34 protein-coding genes are annotated in these 19144 nt (G+C 48.3%); all 34 read right to left on the bottom strand.

The window, feature by feature from the left end:
* Positions 1-104: 104 nt before the first annotated feature.
* Positions 105-704 (bottom strand): translation elongation factor Ts, encoded by a 600-nt coding sequence (gene tsf / locus BLQ17_RS11310; protein ID WP_092222873.1) that lies wholly within the window; start codon positions 702-704, stop codon positions 105-107.
* Positions 705-875: 171 nt separating this feature from the next.
* Positions 876-1661: a 30S ribosomal protein S2 gene (gene rpsB, locus BLQ17_RS11305; RefSeq protein ID WP_092222922.1), complete on the bottom strand. Its 786-nt coding sequence runs from the start codon at positions 1659-1661 to the stop codon at positions 876-878.
* 195 nt (positions 1662-1856) lie between these two features.
* Positions 1857-2624, bottom strand: coding sequence for a YkgJ family cysteine cluster protein (locus tag BLQ17_RS11300; protein ID WP_245695110.1), 768 nt, complete (start codon positions 2622-2624; stop codon positions 1857-1859).
* A gap of 88 nt (positions 2625-2712) precedes the next feature.
* Complete coding sequence (gene rplQ, locus BLQ17_RS11295; protein WP_092222866.1) at positions 2713-3102, bottom strand: 50S ribosomal protein L17; 390 nt, start codon at positions 3100-3102, stop codon at positions 2713-2715.
* 56 nt (positions 3103-3158) lie between these two features.
* Entirely contained in the window at positions 3159-4196 is a 1038-nt protein-coding gene (locus BLQ17_RS11290) for a DNA-directed RNA polymerase subunit alpha (protein ID WP_092222864.1), read from the bottom strand.
* A gap of 137 nt (positions 4197-4333) precedes the next feature.
* Positions 4334-4963: a 30S ribosomal protein S4 gene (gene rpsD, locus BLQ17_RS11285; RefSeq protein ID WP_092222862.1), complete on the bottom strand. Its 630-nt coding sequence runs from the start codon at positions 4961-4963 to the stop codon at positions 4334-4336.
* Positions 4964-5012: 49 nt separating this feature from the next.
* Positions 5013-5393: a 30S ribosomal protein S11 gene (gene rpsK / locus BLQ17_RS11280; RefSeq protein WP_092222860.1), complete on the bottom strand. Its 381-nt coding sequence runs from the start codon at positions 5391-5393 to the stop codon at positions 5013-5015.
* 24 nt (positions 5394-5417) lie between these two features.
* The gene (rpsM, locus tag BLQ17_RS11275) at positions 5418-5783 is read right to left on the bottom strand and encodes a 30S ribosomal protein S13 (RefSeq protein ID WP_092222858.1); all 366 of its coding nucleotides are present in this window, start codon (positions 5781-5783) and stop codon (positions 5418-5420) included.
* Positions 5784-5832: 49 nt separating this feature from the next.
* Positions 5833-5946 carry a 50S ribosomal protein L36 gene (gene rpmJ / locus BLQ17_RS11270; protein WP_092222856.1) on the bottom strand — a complete coding sequence of 38 codons (114 nt, stop codon included), beginning with the start codon at positions 5944-5946 and terminating at the stop codon, positions 5833-5835.
* Between the two features lie 14 nt (positions 5947-5960).
* Positions 5961-6197: a translation initiation factor IF-1 gene (infA, locus tag BLQ17_RS11265; protein WP_092222854.1), complete on the bottom strand. Its 237-nt coding sequence runs from the start codon at positions 6195-6197 to the stop codon at positions 5961-5963.
* A 91-nt stretch (positions 6198-6288) separates the two neighbouring features.
* A complete protein-coding gene (gene map, locus BLQ17_RS11260; protein ID WP_281180524.1) occupies positions 6289-7071 on the bottom strand; it encodes a type I methionyl aminopeptidase in 783 nt (260 codons plus the stop codon).
* Positions 7072-7076: 5 nt separating this feature from the next.
* Complete coding sequence (gene secY / locus BLQ17_RS11255; protein ID WP_092222852.1) at positions 7077-8381, bottom strand: preprotein translocase subunit SecY; 1305 nt, start codon at positions 8379-8381, stop codon at positions 7077-7079.
* Between the two features lie 71 nt (positions 8382-8452).
* A complete protein-coding gene (rplO, locus tag BLQ17_RS11250) occupies positions 8453-8896 on the bottom strand; it encodes a 50S ribosomal protein L15 (protein ID WP_092222850.1) in 444 nt (147 codons plus the stop codon).
* 1 nt (position 8897) lies between these two features.
* Positions 8898-9080: a 50S ribosomal protein L30 gene (gene rpmD, locus BLQ17_RS11245; RefSeq protein WP_092222848.1), complete on the bottom strand. Its 183-nt coding sequence runs from the start codon at positions 9078-9080 to the stop codon at positions 8898-8900.
* Between the two features lie 73 nt (positions 9081-9153).
* Complete coding sequence (gene rpsE / locus BLQ17_RS11240; protein ID WP_092222846.1) at positions 9154-9666, bottom strand: 30S ribosomal protein S5; 513 nt, start codon at positions 9664-9666, stop codon at positions 9154-9156.
* Between the two features lie 27 nt (positions 9667-9693).
* Positions 9694-10059, bottom strand: coding sequence for a 50S ribosomal protein L18 (gene rplR / locus BLQ17_RS11235; RefSeq protein WP_092222844.1), 366 nt, complete (start codon positions 10057-10059; stop codon positions 9694-9696).
* 46 nt (positions 10060-10105) lie between these two features.
* Entirely contained in the window at positions 10106-10645 is a 540-nt protein-coding gene (gene rplF, locus BLQ17_RS11230; protein WP_092222842.1) for a 50S ribosomal protein L6, read from the bottom strand.
* Positions 10646-10668: 23 nt separating this feature from the next.
* Positions 10669-11067 (bottom strand): 30S ribosomal protein S8, encoded by a 399-nt coding sequence (rpsH, locus tag BLQ17_RS11225; RefSeq protein WP_092222840.1) that lies wholly within the window; start codon positions 11065-11067, stop codon positions 10669-10671.
* Positions 11068-11124: 57 nt separating this feature from the next.
* The gene (locus BLQ17_RS11220; RefSeq protein WP_092222918.1) at positions 11125-11310 is read right to left on the bottom strand and encodes a type Z 30S ribosomal protein S14; all 186 of its coding nucleotides are present in this window, start codon (positions 11308-11310) and stop codon (positions 11125-11127) included.
* Between the two features lie 46 nt (positions 11311-11356).
* The gene (gene rplE, locus BLQ17_RS11215; RefSeq protein ID WP_092222838.1) at positions 11357-11896 is read right to left on the bottom strand and encodes a 50S ribosomal protein L5; all 540 of its coding nucleotides are present in this window, start codon (positions 11894-11896) and stop codon (positions 11357-11359) included.
* Positions 11897-11929: 33 nt separating this feature from the next.
* The gene (gene rplX / locus BLQ17_RS11210) at positions 11930-12262 is read right to left on the bottom strand and encodes a 50S ribosomal protein L24 (protein ID WP_092222837.1); all 333 of its coding nucleotides are present in this window, start codon (positions 12260-12262) and stop codon (positions 11930-11932) included.
* A 54-nt stretch (positions 12263-12316) separates the two neighbouring features.
* Positions 12317-12685: a 50S ribosomal protein L14 gene (gene rplN, locus BLQ17_RS11205; protein WP_092222836.1), complete on the bottom strand. Its 369-nt coding sequence runs from the start codon at positions 12683-12685 to the stop codon at positions 12317-12319.
* 59 nt (positions 12686-12744) lie between these two features.
* On the bottom strand, positions 12745-13005 hold the full coding sequence (gene rpsQ, locus BLQ17_RS11200; protein WP_092222834.1) for a 30S ribosomal protein S17: 261 nt from the start codon (positions 13003-13005) through the stop codon (positions 12745-12747).
* 63 nt (positions 13006-13068) lie between these two features.
* Positions 13069-13257, bottom strand: a complete 189-nt coding sequence (gene rpmC, locus BLQ17_RS11195; protein ID WP_092222833.1) for a 50S ribosomal protein L29 — start codon at positions 13255-13257, stop codon at positions 13069-13071.
* A complete protein-coding gene (gene rplP / locus BLQ17_RS11190) occupies positions 13254-13670 on the bottom strand; it encodes a 50S ribosomal protein L16 (RefSeq protein WP_092222831.1) in 417 nt (138 codons plus the stop codon). The genes rpmC and rplP overlap by 4 nt, the downstream gene beginning before the upstream one ends.
* A gap of 42 nt (positions 13671-13712) precedes the next feature.
* On the bottom strand, positions 13713-14363 hold the full coding sequence (rpsC, locus tag BLQ17_RS11185) for a 30S ribosomal protein S3 (RefSeq protein WP_092222829.1): 651 nt from the start codon (positions 14361-14363) through the stop codon (positions 13713-13715).
* Positions 14364-14434: 71 nt separating this feature from the next.
* Positions 14435-14767, bottom strand: a complete 333-nt coding sequence (rplV, locus tag BLQ17_RS11180) for a 50S ribosomal protein L22 (protein WP_092222827.1) — start codon at positions 14765-14767, stop codon at positions 14435-14437.
* A gap of 46 nt (positions 14768-14813) precedes the next feature.
* Positions 14814-15089 (bottom strand): 30S ribosomal protein S19, encoded by a 276-nt coding sequence (rpsS, locus tag BLQ17_RS11175; protein ID WP_092222825.1) that lies wholly within the window; start codon positions 15087-15089, stop codon positions 14814-14816.
* Positions 15090-15106: 17 nt separating this feature from the next.
* A complete protein-coding gene (rplB, locus tag BLQ17_RS11170) occupies positions 15107-15928 on the bottom strand; it encodes a 50S ribosomal protein L2 (RefSeq protein WP_092222822.1) in 822 nt (273 codons plus the stop codon).
* A gap of 82 nt (positions 15929-16010) precedes the next feature.
* The gene (locus tag BLQ17_RS11165; RefSeq protein WP_092222820.1) at positions 16011-16298 is read right to left on the bottom strand and encodes a 50S ribosomal protein L23; all 288 of its coding nucleotides are present in this window, start codon (positions 16296-16298) and stop codon (positions 16011-16013) included.
* Positions 16295-16918 (bottom strand): 50S ribosomal protein L4, encoded by a 624-nt coding sequence (gene rplD, locus BLQ17_RS11160; RefSeq protein WP_092222817.1) that lies wholly within the window; start codon positions 16916-16918, stop codon positions 16295-16297. Before rplD ends, BLQ17_RS11165 begins: the two co-directional genes overlap by 4 nt.
* A 35-nt stretch (positions 16919-16953) precedes the next feature.
* Positions 16954-17583: a 50S ribosomal protein L3 gene (rplC, locus tag BLQ17_RS11155; protein ID WP_092222816.1), complete on the bottom strand. Its 630-nt coding sequence runs from the start codon at positions 17581-17583 to the stop codon at positions 16954-16956.
* A 41-nt stretch (positions 17584-17624) separates the two neighbouring features.
* On the bottom strand, positions 17625-17936 hold the full coding sequence (rpsJ, locus tag BLQ17_RS11150) for a 30S ribosomal protein S10 (protein WP_176761190.1): 312 nt from the start codon (positions 17934-17936) through the stop codon (positions 17625-17627).
* A gap of 12 nt (positions 17937-17948) precedes the next feature.
* Positions 17949-19139, bottom strand: coding sequence for an elongation factor Tu (tuf, locus tag BLQ17_RS11145; protein ID WP_092222814.1), 1191 nt, complete (start codon positions 19137-19139; stop codon positions 17949-17951).
* Positions 19140-19144: the final 5 nt, after the last annotated feature.

Genomic DNA, 19144 nt, shown 5'->3' with positions numbered 1-19144 from the left:
CTTTTAAAAAGTGGAAGAACTCCCCGGCAAAGCGATGAGACCCGATATCTCATCGCTTTGCCGGGGAGTTTGGCGAAAGCCAGAAAACTTTCGCCAAACAACTGTTACTCGGCTACCCCAACCTGAAATCTTGCAAAACGCTTGATTGAGATATTTTCTCCCATCTTGCCAACCAGTTCATTGAGAAGATCCTGGATGGAGAGATCAGGGTTTTTTACAAATTTCTGTTCAAGAAGGGCTACCTCTGCAAGATATTTTTCTATCTTGCCGGTCACCATCTTTTCAACAATTGCTTCAGGTTTTCCAGAGTCAAGTGCCTGCTGCACGTAGATGTCTTTTTCTCTGGCAACAATCTCTTCAGGCACTTCTTCGCGGGTAATCGCCACCGGACTTGCCGCCGCTATGTGCATGGCTATGTCACGGGCGAACTCACGGAACGCATCGTTTTTGGCAACAAAATCGGTTTCACATCCGAGCTCGACCATGACACCAAGTTTTCCGCCGGCGTGAATGTAGGTCTCGATAACACCTTCACTGGTTGCACGGCCTGCGCGCTTTGCTGCAACCGCCAAACCTTTCTGGCGCAGAAGATCAACAGCCTTCTCCATATCTCCGCCGGTCTTTTCCAGGGCCTTTTTGCAGTCCATCATTCCTGCCTGAGTCTTGTCTCTCAGATCTTTTACCATCTTACTTGTAATGGCCATGGTAAATCTCCTTTTTTCTAACTTTGAGTTCTATTTAAAAAGTCTGTACCGTCACAGTTGTTGTCAGACATATTAATGCAATTTATCACATAAAAAAGGGGTAGTCAGTCGACAACCCCTTCATAACAAACGAAACTTTTGCCTGAAGAGCTGCAAATAGCCCTCCCGGAATTATTCTTGTGATTCTTTGGCCTCTTCAGCTTCCTCGGCCATTTCGCTGCCAACATCACCCATAGCTGCCGCGACCGCTTCTTCAGAAGCCTCTTCACCTTCGCGGGACGCCTGACCGGTAAGCACAGACTCAGCGATGTGACAAGTCAGCAGTCGGATCGAACGTATGGCATCGTCATTTCCGGGAATGACGAAATCAATATTATCAGGATCACAGTTGGTATCGGTGATAGCGACAACCGGGATACCCAGCTTGACAGCTTCACTGACCGCAATATTTTCCTTCCGCGGGTCAACGACGAAAACCACCGAAGGCAATCCTTTCATGTCCTTGATACCGCCGACGTTTCTCTCAAGCTTGATCCGCTCTTTTTCCATCAGCAGGATCTCTTTTTTGGGAAAGCGGTTGATCGATCCGTCAGCCTGCATCGATTCAATCGACTTGAGGCGGTCTATGCTGTTTTTGATAGTCTGGAAGTTAGTGAGCATCCCACCGAGCCACCGGTGGTCTACATAAAACATGTTGCACCGTTTTGCTTCCTCGTTGATAATCGACTGTGCCTGCCTTTTAGTACCAACAAAGAGAACGGATCCGCCGTTCTGTACTTCGCGGGTAATATAGTTGCACGCCTTGTCGAACATCTTCTTGGTAATATCGAGATTGATGATATAAATACCGTTACGAGGTCCGTAGATGTACTGTTTCATTTTAGGGTTCCATCTCCTGGTCTGATGACCGAAGTGGACGCCCGCCTGCAGCATGTCTCTTACACTAGCGTTAGCCATTATTGTCTCCGTTCTGGTTATACCTCCACCTTCATAATCGAATCGTCCTATTTCCAACAGTCCGACACCAGCATTTTCGAAGGTGTGTGTTTTGATAATTCCGGGACACCCTTGGTCCCGCATACAAAAAAAACATTCCTTTTTACCATGAGCAACTCATGATTGCAACCGATCGTTGAAAAATTCAGTTCCTATCTACTTTTTTACCAGCGAACTGCGGCCGGTTAGCACCAGCCTGAGCCAATCAAAACCGAACTTTAACAGCTCGCCGTCTTCGTTGTCTATGCGTCTTCTGGTCTGTTTGTCGAGCCGGAACTGTTTTAAAATCTGGTGCTGATGACAAAATCGTCTGAACCCGTCTATGTTGTAGCAGACCATGAATGCCAGCTGCTGTTTTTCCCCCGCTGCCCCCTCCCCCTTCCATGGATTAGTGGCAAAAAGAGTGTCCATCCCGGCCCATAAACTATTCATTGTATTGAATTCGATCAACCTCTGACTTCTGACCCATGAATTAACGGTGTTGGATTTATCTTCATTGTGCCCCTTGCAGTAGTCATGATTTACGAGAAAGTAAAAATCATCAGGCACTGCCGATTGTTCTGATCTGTCGACAGCCCGTTCAAGCGGATAGGTACGGCACGCCGACGGTCTGTCATGATATACGGTACAGCCCTCTTCACCGAGAAAAGGACATGATTTCTCTTCGTCATCGGCAAGTTTTATCATCACGCTGGGGAAAAAAGCGTTATTTCCCTTGGCAAGAATTGTGTAACTACGAAGAAACTGCTCCGAATCGATTTTGAGGCAGTTCTTCAGTCGAAGAATGTCATAAGGGTAGAGTGTCAGGTCGACTTTTCTGCAGCATACGTTAAAACACTCCACATTCTTGTGACAGTCAAACAGGAACTCAGAATCTCCAACAGGGATCATCCCCTTGGGGAATTCTTTGTTTTTAGGTTGCAAGAGATTTCCTCCAAATAACGTATTGAGCAAAAAAAAAGCTGATAAAGGCCTAGGCCTCTATCAGCTTTTTTCTCAGAGATCTTGAATCTTATTCATCAGAATCTTCAGTCTCTATCTGTTCTTCATAGTTGACCAACTCTATGATTGCCATGGAGGCGTTGTCTCCCGGCCGGACCCCTGTTTTGAGGATTCTGGTGTATCCCCCCTTGCGGTCCTCGAATTTGTCCTTTATTTCGTTGAACAGTTTGTCGACGACAGCCTTGCTCCTGATGAAGCTCAGCGCCTGCCTTCTGGCATGCAAATCGCCGCGCTTGGCCAAGGTTATCATTTTCTCGGCCACTGGACGAAGTTCCTTTGCCTTTTCGGTGGTGGTAACTATTCTCTCATGCTCAAAAAGGGATGTTGCCATGTTTCTGAGCATAGCAAGCCTGTGTGAGCTCGTCCGTCCAAGTTTTCTTCCGGAAATTTTATGTCTCATGATATATTCCTCTGCTACAAATAAAAACCTTTAACGGTTTTTTTTTTATGTGAATTTCACTCTTCGGTATCTTCCCGCTCGTGGGGTGGCACCCAGTTTTCAAACTTCATTCCCAGGGTCAGATCCATTTCCGAAAGCAGCGACTTGATCTCGTTAAGAGACTTGCGCCCGAAGTTCTTGGTCTTCAACATTTCTTGATCGGTTTTCTGGGCGAGATCACCAATGTAGTTGATGTCAGCATTTTTCAGGCAATTAGCGGAACGTACCGACAGTTCCAGATCCTCGACCGGCTTGTCGAGATACGGGTTGAGCGGTTCTGAATCCCGGTCGTCGTCTTCACTGATCTCTGGTTCAGCTTCCTCTTCATCGAAGTTAATGAAGATGGTCATCTGTTCTTTTAGTATCTTGGCAGCGTAGGCGAGGGCGTTTTCCGGTTTGAGGCTCCCGTCCGTCTCGATTTCAATCGTCAGTTTGTCATAATCGGTCTGCTGTCCCACCCGAGCCTGTGAAGTCATGTACTGGATCTTTTTGATCGGCGTGAATATCGCATCGATCGGAATCTGTCCAATTGACAGGTTTTCCTTTTCCATCTTTTCGGCTGGCTGATATCCCTTACCCCACTCCACGGTCAATTCTGCGTAGAAGGTAGTAGGACCGGTCAGGGTGCATATTACCTGATCCTTGTTCATTACTTCGACAAATCCGGTTTCCACGATGTCGCCCGCTGTAACCGCTCCCGGGCCATCCTTTTCTATTATTACCTTCTGGCTGTCACCGGTGTGCAGTTTCAGTCTCACCTGCTTGAGGTTGAGTATGATTTCACTCACGTCTTCCATGATGTCCTTCATGGAGGTGAATTCGTGCAACGCACCCTCGATCTTCACGGTGGTTATAGCCACACCCTGTATGGAAGACAGCAGAACGCGCCGCAGAGAGTTGCCGATTGTGGTGGCAAACCCTCGCTCTAGCGGCTGACAGACAAATTTACCGTAAGTTTCGGTATGCTTTTCCCTGTCTACCTCCAGCCTCTCAGGTTTAATCAGTTCATGCCAGTTTCGGTGAAACGGTATTTTTTCGTCGGCAGCTTGAATCATAGATATCCTTTACCCGCAATTACGAACTGTGTCGTCGTATCGCTTTGTTTTTACTCTTTATATCGTACTGAAAGTTACGAAAAGGTTTACAACGGACAGCCTTTTGCAAGACTCGATGCAAACCTTATGGTTTTTGCTTACTTGGAGTAAAGTTCGACGATCAACTGTTCTTGAATAGGCATGGTCAGCTCTTCCCGGTTGGGTTGGGCCTTGACGGTAGCCTTGTAGTTATCCTTGTCAAGCTCCAGCCAACTTGGAACGCCTCGCCGTACTACTGCCTCTAAATTCTCATTAATTACAGCGTTGCTGCGGCTCTTTTCCTTCAGGCTTACCACGTCTCCAGGGCTAACCAGAAACGAAGGGATATTAACTTTTTTCCCGTTTACCAGTATATGGTTGTGACGTACCATTTGCCTTGCCTGATTCCTCGAAGAAGCGTAGCCAATGCGGAAGATGGCGTTATCGAGCCTCCTCTCAAGGAGAATAAGCAGGTTTTCACCGGTAACACCTTTTTGGCGATCGGCTTTTTCAAAGGTCAGACGGAACTGGCTCTCGAGCATTCCGTACATGCTTTTGACTTTTTGCTTTTCACGCAGCTGGATGGCGTAGTCGGATTGTTTCTTGAATCTTGCCTGCCCGTGTTGACCAGGGCCAAACGCTCTCCGCTCAAAAGCACATTTGTCGGAATAGCAACGTTCGCCTTTGAGGTATAATTTCAAGTTTTCTCTCCTGCATCGACGGCATGCAGCACCTATATTTCTAGCCAACTTGGGCCTCCGTTTATTTTAATGTATTAAAGTATATAACGAAAAAACGCTACACTCTCCGGCGCTTTGGAGGTTTGCAGCCGTTGTGGGGCACCGGAGTAACGTCGCAGATTTTGGTTACTTCAAAGCCGGTGTTGATGAGGGCGCGCAGCGCCGCTTCCCTACCCGGTCCCGGTCCTTTAACCCTGACTTCTACCTTGCGCATACCGAAATCAGCTGCTTTTTTTGCTGCGTCGGTGAGTGCGTTCTGTGCGGCGAACGGTGTGCTCTTTCGTGAACCTTTAAAACCAAGAACGCCTGCGCTGCACCAGGATACTACGTTTCCCTGTTTGTCAGAGATAGTTACGATAGTGTTGTTGAAAGTCGAATAGACGAAGACTACCCCTTCCGGCACGTTCTTCTTTATTCTTTTCTTTTTAGCGACTGCCATATCTTACACCTATATTAATTTCGATTACTTTCGTCGTGCTGCGCCTTTGCGCGGTCCCTTCCTGGTTCGTGCGTTGGTCTTGGTCTTTTGTCCCCGGCACGGAAGTCCCATACGATGCCGCCGGCCGCGATAACAACCAAGATCAGTCAGACGTTTTATATCCATGGAAACTTCACGCCTGCGATCACCTTCCACAACATACTCATCTTCAAGCACTTTCCTGATGCGGTTCACATCGTCGCCGTCCAGGTCGTCGCTGTTCATGGTGTATGGAAGATCCACTTTATCCAGAATTTTACGAGCCGAAGTTAACCCAATTCCATGAATGTAAGTTAACGCCCGATCCATATGTTTATTTTTCGGAAGGTCAATTCCTGCTATACGTGCCAAGACATATCTCCTTAAAGAAGTAGGTGAAGTTAAACGGCATAAAAGCTATTTATCCCTGCCTCTGTTTATGTTTTTTTATCTTACAGGAAACGCGTACGATACCGTTACGTTTTATAATTTTGCAATCACTGCACATTTTTTTTACAGATGCTCGTACTTTCATAATCAGCAAACTCTCTATTTTTTCTTTTTGGCGTTTTTAGCCCTGAAAGTAACCCTTCCCCTTGTCAGATCATAAGGGGAAAGCTCTACGGTCACCCGGTCACCGGGAAGAATTTTTATAAAATGCATACGCATTTTACCCGATATATGGGCCAACACCTTATGTCCATTATCCAGTTCAACGCGAAACATTGCGTTGGGTAATGGTTCGATAATTGTACCTTCTACTTCAATAGCTTCTTCTTTCGACATGATTTACCGGCTTATGTAAGTTTCAGTTAAAAACGCAACAGTATAATCTACTTTCTCGCTAATGAGAAGTATTTTTTTGCGCTTCTTTTTTTCATCGGTAACTCAATATTTTGGGACCATCTTCGGTAACAGCCACAGAGTGCTCGAAGTGGGCGGACGGCTTACTGTCTTCGGTTACTACAGTCCATCCGTCTCTCAGCATTTTTACCTTGTATGTTCCCATATTCACCATGGGCTCAATGGCCAGCACCATCCCGGGCATCAGCCTCGCAGTTCGCTCACCCTGGTGAAAATTCGGGATCTCAGGTGCCTCGTGCAGAGCGCTTCCGATCCCATGTCCGACAAACTGCCTGACAACTGAAAAGCCGTGTCCTTCCACGTGGTGTTGCACGGCTTTTGAAATGTCGGCGATCCTGTTGCCAACCTCTACCTGCTGAATGCCTTTTTCAAGAGAAACCCTCGTCACATCCAGCAGCCTCATGAGCTTGGAATCAACCTTGCCCACGGGAACCGTTATCGCGGAATCGCCGAAGTAACCTTTGAACTCAACCCCGAAATCGATGGAAATGATGTCACCTTTTTTCAGCTTGGTTTTGCGCGACGGTATCCCATGTACGACCTGTTCATTTACAGAAGCACAGATACATGCCGGAAAACCACGGTACCCCTTGAATGCAGGGGTTACCTTCATCTTCTCGCACTGCGCTTCGGCTATTTTGTCAAGTTCCCAGGTGGTAATCCCGGGCTCAATAGTTTTCTCGAGCAAGCTCAAAGTCTGCGCCACGATCTGATTAGCCTCGAGCATAAACTTGATCTCGTCGGGCGACTTGAGCACAATGTTTCGGCCATCGCCTGCTTCACCTGATGCGGTCACGACGTCTACCTTCTGCCCTTGATCTTACCCTGCTTCATGAATCCTTCATAATTTCTCATATGAAGATGGGACTCGACCTGAGAAATGGTATCGATGGCAACTCCGACTACGATCAGCAGAGCTGTGCCTCCGAAATAGAAGGGAATGTTGAATTTAGAGATAAGAATCGTCGGCAGCACGCACACTGCGCTTAAATAGATTGCCCCTACTACGGTCAACCGGGTCAACACCTTATCTATAAATTCGGCAGTCTTTTTCCCTGGACGAATCCCGGGCACAAATCCACCGTTCTTCTTCAGGTTCTCTGCAACGTCATCGGGCTTGAAAGTGACTGCGGTGTAGAAAAAGCAGAAGAACACTATCATGGTGATATAGCACAGATAGTAGTATATGGTCCCGGGCGACATTGCCGCTGAAACTCTCTGCACCCAGTCAATCTGGATAAAGCTGCCGATGGTCGCGGGAAACATCATAATCGATGAAGCGAAAATCGGCGGAATGACACCCGAGACGTTAATCTTCAGCGGCAGATGCGAGCTCTGACCACCATACACTTTTCTTCCAACCACTCTTTTTGCATACTGGATGGGAATTCGCCGCTGGCTGGTTTCAAAGAAGACGATAATGCCTATGACCATTAACATGAACACGACTAGAAACGGCACAAAAAACATCGTGATTTCTCCAGCCTTGACCAGTTGAATCGAGTTGGCCACAGCTGCGGGTCCGCGCGCGACGATACCGGCAAAGATGATCAGTGAGATTCCGTTACCGATTCCCCTTTCAGTCATCTGTTCACCGAGCCACATAATAAATGCGGTACCTGAAGTCAAGGTGAGCATGGTCATCAGTTTAAACTGAACGCCGGGATCAAGTACAATCGGCGCGCCGCCGGGTCCCGTCATGCCCTGAAGGCCGGTGGCGATAAAAGTACCCTGGATAATACTGAGCAGAACAGTACCATATCGCGTGTATTGCGTTATTTTACGATTCCCGGCCTGGCCTTCCTTCTTGAGCGCCTCCAGCTGGGGTACCACCACGGTGAGCAGCTGTATTATGATGGAGGCGCTGATATACGGCATAATTCCGAGGGCAAATATCGAGAAGTTCTCCAGCGCACCGCCGGAAAACATATTGAACATCCCGAACAGCGTGCCGGATTGTTGGGCAAAAAAAGCCGCCAGTGCTTCGCCGTTAATACCGGGGGTTGGAATTTGCACCCCAATCCGATACACGGCGAGCATTATAAGCGTAAACAGGATACGCCGGCGCAGCTCAGGTATATTTGCAGCACTCTGCAATCCACTCATTATTGATACCTACTTACAGTTCTAAGAATTTAACCTTATGGCCTCTCGGGGCGCCATTCAGTGCTAACGCTTTATTCTTCGGTCAGTACGGTTCCACCTGCAGCTTCAATCTTGGCCTGGGCCGATTTTGAAAGCTTATCGACCTTGATCTTGATCGCCTTGGTGATCTCACCGTTTGCAAGTACTTTGACCAGGCTGTTTTTCTTTACAAGACCGGCCTCGATCAGGGTGTCGACCGTTACAGTGGCGTCGGCTTCAAATCGGTCAAGCTGCTCCAGAGAAATAAGCGCATATTCCTTTTTGAATACGTTATTGAACCCTCTCTTGGGCAACCTTCTCTGCAGCGGCATCTGGCCGCCTTCAAAACCCGGCTTCACGCCTGATCCCGACCTCGATTTATATCCTTTGTGACCTCTTCCTGCAGTTTTCCCATGCCCGCTACCTGGTCCGCGGCCAAGTCTCTTCGGCTGCTTGGTAGATCCGGCTTTCGGAGAAAGGTTTGCTAAAGTCAACATGCTATATCTCCTCTATACGTACAAGATGCGCCACCTTACTCAGCATTCCGCGAAGCTCCGGGGTATCCTTTCTGGTGACAGTCTTATTCATTTTGGTAAGCCCAAGCCCTGTTAAAGTAGCATTAATCTTCTTGGTGCTTCCAATGCCGCTTTTAACCAGGGTAAATGTAATTGTCTCGGCCATTTGCTACCTTCTTTTTTCTTATGTTAGTCAGTACTGTTCAGCACAGTGGCGGACCACAAATCAATAGCTGTAATTATGCTGTAATTTCTTCTACTTTTTTTCCACGCAAATCGGCAATTGTCTGGGCGGATCTGAGTTCTTTCAATCCGGTGATAGTCGCCTTGACCATATTGTGCGGATTGTGGGAGCCCAGGCATTTGGTGAGGATGTTTGAAACACCTGCAGCCTCGAGAACCGCACGCACCGGTCCACCGGCAATAAGACCTGTACCAGCCGACGCCGGCTTGAGCAGGACCTTCCCTGCACCAAAACGACCTGTTACCTGATGGGGAATAGAGGTTTCAGTAAGAGCGACGGTGAACATGGCCTTTCTTGCCTTCTCCACACCCTTTCTAATCGCCTCCGGTACCTGGTTTGCTTTTCCGAGACCGTAACCAACCTTTCCTTTACCATCACCGACGACTACAATCGCAGAAAAGCTGAATCGGCGACCACCCTTAACAACTTTGGCAACGCGATTAATAAAAACTATTTTCTCGATCAGCTCCTCAGTAGCCGCACTTTTGGAACGTTTGAAATCAGACAAGGGACACCCCCGTTATATTAAAAATCATTAAAATTCAAGTCCACCTTCCCGAGCACCCTCGGAAAGCGATTTTACTCTGCCGTGATACAGACAACCGCCACGGTCAAATATTACCTTCGTAATTCCTGCTGCCTTGGCACGAGTAGCAAGAAGTTCACCGACTTTTTTGGCCAGCGATGCCTTACCTTTTTCCTCGCCCGGCTCGAACTCCTTGTCTATGGTCGACATTGATACCAAGGTTTTGCCTGCGCTATCGTCGATTATCTGGGCATAGATATGCTTGTTGCTTTTAAATACTCTGAGGCGAGGCCGCTCGCTCGTGCCGGTGATTTTCTTTCTGATTCTGCGGACACGTTTTTCCCTAGCAACCGTGTTTGGATTTTTTCTAGCCATTACTGTTTACCATTTGCTTTTAAAGCCCGAAGGCATTTTAACGTTCTTAAGCGCCGCCAGCTTTACCGACCTTACGGACAATGTGTTCGTCTTCGTAACGAATCCCTTTGCCCTTGTATGGTTCAGGCTTTCTAATCTGACGGATTTTGGCCGCAACCAGTCCCACCAGCTCTTTATCGATTGATTCGAGCACGATTTTATTGTTCCCCTCAACCGAGGCGGCAACCTCTTTGGGAACCTCAAAATCAACCGGATTGGAATAGCCGACGTTGAGCGTGAGCTTGGACCCGCTGGCACTGGCTTTATATCCGACACCTTCTATTACCAGAACTTTCTTGAACCCTTCGGCAACACCAACAACCATGTTGTTGATGAGACTGCGGCTCATTCCCCGGAAGGCGTTGACTCGGGTACTTTCTTCCCGGTTTTTTACTTCGATGACGCCGTCACCAAGGACAACTTCGATTTCATCAACGATCTGACGCTGCAGAGTACCCTTGGTACCTTTAACCGTAATCTGCTGACCCTTCAGATCCACCGTCACTCCGGCTGGAACCGGAATGGGCTGTTTACCTATTCGAGACATACTTTCCTCCGTTATCCTCGGGTCTACCAGACCTCACAAATTATTTCCCCACCTGCGTTCAGTTCGCGGGCCTTCTTGTCGGTGACAACACCCTTTGAGGTGGAAATTATTGCGATCCCAAGCCCGTTCAGTACTTCAGGAATTGCGTCTGCCTTGGAGTACTTACGCAATCCGGGCTTGCTGATTCGCTTGATTCCACTGATAACAGATTCGTTTTCGGGTCCGTATTTAAGATCGATTTTAATCACACCCTGTACATTACCCTCACGAACGGTGAAGTCGGAAATGTACCCTTCCTCTTTAAGTACACGAGCGACATCGGCCTTGATCGAGGAATTGGGCATCTCAACAGAATCGTATCTTGCCATTACTGCATTTCTTATCCTGGTCAGCATGTCTGCCAGGGGATCGCTCATTGACATAGCGAACACTCCTTATTTTTCAAAGTAGTAAACTAAAAATCTAACAGAGATAGAACCTTACCAGCTTGATTTGGTAACCCCGGTGATTTCTCCGCTGGACGCCAGTTTACGGAAGCATATTCTGCAAACACCAAATTTTCTGATAAAGGCTCTGGGACGTCCACAAAGAGGACACCTGTTGTATTTACGCACCGCGAATTTTGGTTTGCGTTGTGCTTTTGCAATTATGGATTTCTTAGCCAAACCGACCTCCAAATTCTCTCTATTAAAATTATGTTCTGGATGTTATCTATTTTTTAAAAGGCATCCCGAGTTTTCCCAGAAGGAATCGTCCTTCCTTATCGGAAGATGCCGAGGTAACGATGGTGATGTTCAACCCTTTAATCTTATCAATTTTATCGTAGTCGATCTCGGGGAAAATGATCTGTTCCGCTACACCCATCGAATAATTACCCCTGCCGTCGAAACCCTTTGGGGATAATCCGCGGAAGTCGCGTACGCGGGGCAGTGCGATGTTAACAAGTTTGCTCAGAAAATCGTACATCTTTTCGCCCCTAAGGGTTACCCGCGCCCCAATAGGCATTCCCTCACGAAGCTTAAAAGTAGCGATCGACTTCTTTGCCTTGGTTATGACCGCCTTTTGACCAGCGATCAGGGTCAGCTCCTGGGCAGCCCCTTCAACTATTTTCGGGTTCTGAACGGCTTCACCCAAGCCCATGTTCAATACAATCTTTTTCACTCGAGGAATTTCCATGGCATTCTCATAGCCAAATTCCTCTTTGAGTGCAGCTACACACTCATTCTCATACATATCTTTAAGCGCACCCATGATAACTCCTAGCGTATCGTAGTTGACAATCTATCATTTACTCTCGATGGATTCGCCACAACTCTTACAAAAACGTACTTTTGTGCCATCCTCGAGGATCTTTTTTCCTATGCGACCAGTCTTAGTGCACTCTGGACAGATAAGTTGAAGATTGGAAACGTGAATAGGAGCTTCTTTCTCTACGATCTGTCCCTGCTGGTTCATTTCCTGCGGTTTGGTGTGCCGCTTGATCATGTTAATGCGCTCAACCACTGCCTTGTCTTGATCGCGAAGGACTCGGAGTACCTTTCCAACCCTGCCTTTGTCTTTTCCGGCAATTACTTCAACCTGATCATCTTTTTTCAGGTATGTTTTACCCTGTTTCATTGCTATACCTTTATCCAATCAATGAATCTATCGCCACTCTGGCACACATTCTCGTTAAAGTGCTTCAGGTGCCAGCGATATAATTTTCATGAACCCCTGGTTGCGCAGTTCCCTTGCAACCGGCCCAAAGATACGGGTCCCAACGGGCTCACCGGAAGCAGCCAGCATTACCGCTGCATTATCGTCGAATTTCACCCAGGTATCGTCCATCCGCTTCATCTCCTTAGCGGTGCGAACGATAACTGCCTTCATGACGTCACCTTTTTTTACCTTTGCGTTTGGCAACGCCTCCTTGACCGTGACGACAATGACGTCACCGATGGATGCGTATCGTTTACCTGTACCCCCGAGAACACGAATGCAAAGCACTTTTTTCGCTCCGGAGTTATCAGCAACATTGAGTACTGTTTCTGTTTGTATCATAATCTCACCCGATTCTTCATCTGAAACATCTAGTTGTGCCGTGCCATTTAGCCAGATTATTAAACGGCCTGCTCCAGAATTGTTTTAACCCGCCACCTTTTTCTTTTGCTAAGAGGCCGACACTCTTCTATGAGAACGGTATCGCCAATGTTGCAACGGTTTTCCGGATCGTCCGCCAGGTATTTCACGCAGGTTTTTACGAATTTTCCATAAAGCTTATGGCGTACCTTGCGTTCTACCCGAACCACGACACTCTTTTCCATCCTGTTGCTGACAACAGAACCGGTTCTTGTCTTTCTAGATTTGTTTATTTCACTCATAATTTAATCAAATAGTGATGTTTTTTAGAACCAGACCATACTGCGTTAATTGTATACCGGTGCTCAGTTGACGGACTGTCTCTTTATGGTCTCGATCCTAGCAATATCTTTTCTAATTTTCTTCAGTTTCGAGGTGTCTTCGAGAGGACGGATCTTATGTTGAAAAGAAAGATTCCCATACTCCTCTCTCAGGTCCTGCAGCATTTTATCGATTTCCTCTGCAGATAAGTTTCTTATTTCTTCCGGTTTCATAGCGTGTTCCTCTTGGTTATTACTTTTGTAGAGAAAGGCAGCTTGGCTCCGGCAAGGCTCAAGGCTTTAACTGCGATTTCCTCGCTTACCCCGGTAATTTCGTAAAGGATGGTCCCAGGCTTGATAACCGCCACCCACGATTCGGGGCTACCTTTACCTTTACCCATCCTGGTCTCAGCTGGCTTTTTGGTGAGCGGTTTATCAGGGAACACCCTGATCCACACCTTTCCACCCCTCTTCATGGTCCTGTTTATGGTGATACGAGCGGCTTCAATCTGTTGATTGCTCATGTAACCGCAACAGGTCGCCTTGAGAGCGTAATCACCAAATGAAATTGAGCAGCCCCTTTGCGCAGCTCCCTTCATCCGGCCTTTGAATACTTTTCTATGTTTAACCTTCTTAGGACTTAACATTTAATAACTCCATATAAAAAATGGCACATATCAGCGCTGCACTTACTGCGCAGCAACAGCATCATCTTCGCTGAGTACTTCCCCGTTGAATATCCAGACCTTGACACCGATAATCCCGTAGGTGGTGTTCGCTTCGGCCAGCGCGTAATCGACGTCAGCCCTCAAGGTATGCAACGGTACGCGTCCTTCCCGAACCCATTCGCACCTGGACATTTCGGCACCGCCAAGACGACCGGAACAGGAGATCTTTATTCCCTGTACCCCGAAGCGCAACGCGGAACTGACCGCCTTTTTCATTGCCCGGCGAAAAGCCACGCGGCGTACCAGTTGCTGAGCAATATTCTCCGCTACCAGCTGTGCGTCGGCTTCTGGACGGCGAACCTCTTGAATATCCAGGGTAACTTTCCTGGAAATCAGATTTTCCAGATCCCTTTTAAGGATCTCGATCTCTGCGCCTTTTTTCCCGATTACGATCCCGGGCCGTGCCGTGAACAGCTTGATCCTTACCTGATCTCCGGTACGCTCGATCTTTATTTTGGCAAGCCCGGCGTGCTGCAGTCGCTTTTTAAGAAACTTTTTCAGCTTCTGATCTTCGATCAAAAATGCCGGGTACTCCTTATCAGCATACCAGATCGAATCCCATGTCCGGGTAATGTTCAGTCTCAGTCCGTGTGGATTAACCTTCTGCCCCAAAACAGTCCTCCAACAAATTCATTGTTCAATAAAGTTTATCAAACGGTCTGCGCTTTAATTTCAGCAGCAGATCAGTTTTCATCCAGAACTACAGTGATATGACTCGTTCTTTTGATTATCCCTGTAGCCCGGCCCTGTGCCCTTGGACGAATCCGCTTAAGGGAAGGCCCACCATCTATGAAGATTTTCTTCACAAACAGGTTATCAACATCCGCCGCCTCGTTCTGGGTCGCGTTTGCGACGGCCGATTCGATAATATTCTTTATAATTCCAGCGCCCTTTTTCGGCATGAAGCGCAAGGTGTTGATCGCTTGATCAACGCCCATGCCCCTGACCACATCGGCAACCAGTCGCGCCTTCTGTGGCGAAATCCTAATGTATCTTCCTACGGCTTTGGCTTCCATAGTCTCAACTCCTGATAAATCCTGAGAAACCCATCAAGGTTTCCGCTTATCTTTTGCCCTTTTTGTCTGAAGCGTGGCCGTAGTATGTCCTCGTCGGCGCGAATTCGCCGAGTTTGTGACCGACCATGTTCTCAGTTACAAATACCGGGATGAATTTGTTACCGTTGTGTACCGCAAAGGTGAGTCCAACCATCTCAGGACTTATATCCGACCTTCTCGACCAGGTCTTAATAACTTTTCTTGATCCGCTTTCAATAGCGTTCGTCACTTTCTCTTGAAGGTGATCATCAATGAAAGGACCTTTTTTAATTGAGCGTGCCATTACTAACTCCTTTTAACTTAGGATCTCTTCTTGACAATCAGCTTGTCAGAAGCCTTCTTTGTCCTGGTCTTGTACCCTTTGGTTGGTACACCCCAGGGACTGCAGGGATGGCGTCCACCTGAGCTGCGGCCCTCACCACCACCCATCGGGTGATCGACAGGGTTCATCGCAACGCCCCTGACATGGGGACGGCGTCCCTTCCACCGGTTACGGCCGGCTTTTCCAAGCTTCTGGCTTTCATGTTCCCGGTTGCCGACCTGGCCTATACAGGCCCGGCAGCTGTTGTTGAATTTTCTGACCTCACCTGAGGGAAGTCTCACCAGAACGTAACTCCCTTCCTTGGCCATGAGCTGGGCTGCGGCTCCGGCGCTGCGGACCAGCTGAGCACCCTTGCCGATTTTCATCTCGATGTTATGGATAATCGTTCCCAGCGGGATGTTAGCCAGCGGCAGACAGTTGCCCGGCTGAATGTCGACGTTGTTCCCGGCCACGATGGTGTCTCCGACAGTAACCCCGTCGGGTGACAGAATGTACCTTTTCTCCCCGTCTTTATAGCTCAGTAGAGCTATGTTGGCAGAACGGTTCGGATCATACTCGATGGCGACAACTTTTGCGTCGATATCGACCTTGTTGCGCTTGAAGTCGATAATACGGTATTTCCGTTTGTGGCCTCCACCGATGTGGCGAGAAGTTATCCTTCCGTAATTATTTCTTCCCCCGGATTTGTTAAGGCTTACAATCAGGCTCTTTTCCGGCCCTTTTTTGGACAGGTCTGCATTTTTAATGGAGACATGCTGTCGCTTTCCAGGTGATGTTGGTTTGTATACTTTAATAGCCATGATTTCCCAATCGCTCCATCATTATTTTATTTGATAGAATCGTACAGTGTGCTGAAGGTTGATAAACCGGTTCGCAGAGACCTTACAGTTCATCCGCAAAATTGATCTGTCCTTCTGCCAAGGTAACATAGGCCTTCTTCCAATCACTGGTAAAGCCGACTGTTTTTCCTACCCTTTTCTTCTTCCCGTGAATCGAGGCGGTCTTGACGTCCTTGACCTTGACGTTGAACATAACCTCCACCGCCTTCTTGATTTCAATCTTGTTCGCCTTGGGATGGACCTTGAAAACTACCTTCCCATCTTCTTCCTGTTGCAGTGCAGCCTTTTCAGTGAGGCAAGGCCCCTGCAGTACTCCGTAGATGTTTTTCATGCCATTAACCTCTTTTCAAGGCTGCCTATCACTGGTTGCACCAGAATAATTTTCTTATGAAGCAGGATGTCGTAAACGTTGAGTCCTTCCGAAGAGAGGATTTTGTAGCCGTTTACGTTTCTTGACGATTTCGCAAGATTCTCCGATGCGTCGTCGGTCACAATCAAGCCGTTGTCTATTTCCAGAAGATTCATGATCGACACGAAATCCTTGGTCTTGATCTCATCCATATTGAAATCGTCGACAACTACCAGGTTTCCTTCCTGAAACCTTGCGCTCAGCGCCATGGAGACAGCCTGCTTGCGAACTTTTTTATTCACCTTGAAGGCGTAGTCCCTCGGCTTGGGTCCAAAAGTGACCCCGCCTCCTCGCCACAATGGAGAAGTTCTCGTTCCGGATCTGGCTCTTCCGGTACCTTTCTGGCGCCAGGGCTTTTTGCCGCCGCCACTTACTTCCACCCGTGTTTTGGTGCAGGCGTTTCCGGCTCTTTTTGCGGCCCGCTGCATGCGGACAACTTCGTGCAGGATATACGGCTTAACCTCACGGTTGAAGACCGCATCGTTCAATTCTATTTCGCCAACACTCTCGTTCTTGGTGTTAACAATATTTACAGTAGACATAGTATTCTCCTCGAACCTGATCAGATGGTAAATCCTTATTTGGTGAATATCTTCAACAGGCCGTTCTTGGCTCCGGGCAGGGGGCCTTTCAGAAGCACGACGTTTTCTTCGGATCTAATGTCAACCACAACGACATTTTTCCGTAAAACGGTGTCGTTACCCATGCGTCCGGGAAGTTTTTTGCCCTTGATGACTCTTCCTGGATACGCACTGCAACCGATTGAACCTGGGGCGCGGTGGAACATCGAACCGTGCCCGGCTCCGCCGCCTGAAAATCCATGACGTTTAATAACGCCCTGGAAACCGCGGCCTTTGCTCGTACCCTGTACGTCTACTTTGTCCCCGATCTTAATGACATCGTCGATGCTGATTTCCTGACCGACCTCGTATGCCGCGTCATCAGCTACCCTGAATTCGCGAACGAAGTAGTATCCCTCAACTCCGGACTTATTGAAATGCCCGGTCTGAGGTTTGTTGATCCTGGATGCCTTTTTATCGGCGAAACCAACCTGAATTGCATTATACCCGTCAGTAGCTTCAGTTTTCACTTGAAGAACTTTACAGGGACCAGCCTCTATAACAGTTACTGGAATGGCTTGACCTACTTCACCGTATATGCGGGTCATTCCAATTTTTTTTCCTAATATACCCATTGATTTTGGCATGATATTACCCGATGCTTCAATTTACTTTTAGCCACTGCCTGTTAAGGCAACTTGATTTCCACATCAACCCCGGCGGACAGCTCGAGCTTCATCAGCAGATCTATGGTCTGCTGGGTCGGTTCCAGGATATCCAGAAGGCGACGATGGGTTCTCATTTCAAACTGCTCACGGGATTTTTTATCGACGTGAGGCGAGCGAAGAACACAGAATTTGTTGATGGTTGTTGGCAGCGGAATAGGTCCTGCAACAGCTGATCCGGTTCTTCTGGCTGTTTCGACGATCTCAGAGGTGGATTGGTCGAGCAGCTTGTGGTCGTACGCTTTTAAGCGGATACGAATTTTCTCTGTAGGTATCATTACGCACCTTTAGGCAATAATTTCACTTATAACTCCGGCGCCAACAGTACGGCCACCTTCACGGATAGCGAAGCGGAGTCCAACATCCATTGCGATCGGGGTGATCAGCTCTACCGCGGCGGCAATGTTGTCGCCAGGCATTACCATCTCCACTCCTTCAGCGAGTGTTACCACGCCGGTAACGTCGGTGGTCCTAAAGTAGAACTGCGGACGGTAGCCGTTGAAGAACGGAGTATGACGGCCACCCTCGTCTTTGCCGAGGATATAGCACTCACACTTGAACTTGGTGTGCGGAGTGATCGACTTGGGCGCCGCGAGAACCTGGCCACGCTCGATCTCCTCACGCTTCACACCGCGCAGCAGAGCGCCGATGTTGTCACCGGCCTGACCTTCATCAAGCAGCTTGCGAAACATCTCTACCCCGGTACAGGTGGTTTTTGCCGTCGGCCTTATACCGACAATCTCTACCTCGTCGCCCACGTGGATAACCCCGCGCTCTATACGGCCGGTGGCAACGGTTCCGCGGCCTGAAATCGAGAACACGTCCTCGACCGGCATCAGAAACGGCTGGTCGACGTCACGCTTGGGCTCGGGAATGTAGGAGTCGATTGCATCCATGAGGTCCCAGACGCATTTTGCCTTTTCCTCGTCTTCTGGATTCTCAAGTGCGAGCAGCGCCGAACCCTGGATGAACGGGATGTCATCTCCTGGGAACTCATAGCTGTCAAGAAGCTCACGAAGCTCCATCTCAACCAACTCGATAAGCTCTTCGTCGTCGACCATATCACACTTGTTGAGAAATACCACGATCGCCGGTACACCAACCTGACGAGCGAGCAGGATATGCTCTCTGGTCTGCGGCATGGCACCGTCTGTTGCGGCAACAACCAGAATCGCACCGTCCATCTGCGCGGCGCCGGTGATCATATTCTTGATATAGTCGGCGTGGCCGGGGCAGTCTACGTGGGCATAGTGGCGCTTGGCGCTCTCATACTCTACGTGCGCGGTGGCGATGGTGATTCCGCGCTCTTTTTCCTCCGGCGCTTTGTCAATTTCACTGAAGTCGGTAAATGACGCCTGTCCTTTGGTTGACAGTACGCGGGTAATTGCAGCGGTCAGCGTGGTCTTACCATGGTCAATATGTCCTACAGTACCCACATTGACATGCGGCTTAGTCCTTTCAAATTTTGCTTTTGACATAATGG

This window comes from Desulforhopalus singaporensis (assembly GCF_900104445.1).
Lineage (GTDB): Bacteria > Desulfobacterota > Desulfobulbia > Desulfobulbales > Desulfocapsaceae > Desulforhopalus_A > Desulforhopalus_A singaporensis.
This window is presented reverse-complemented; position numbering and strand designations above follow the sequence as displayed.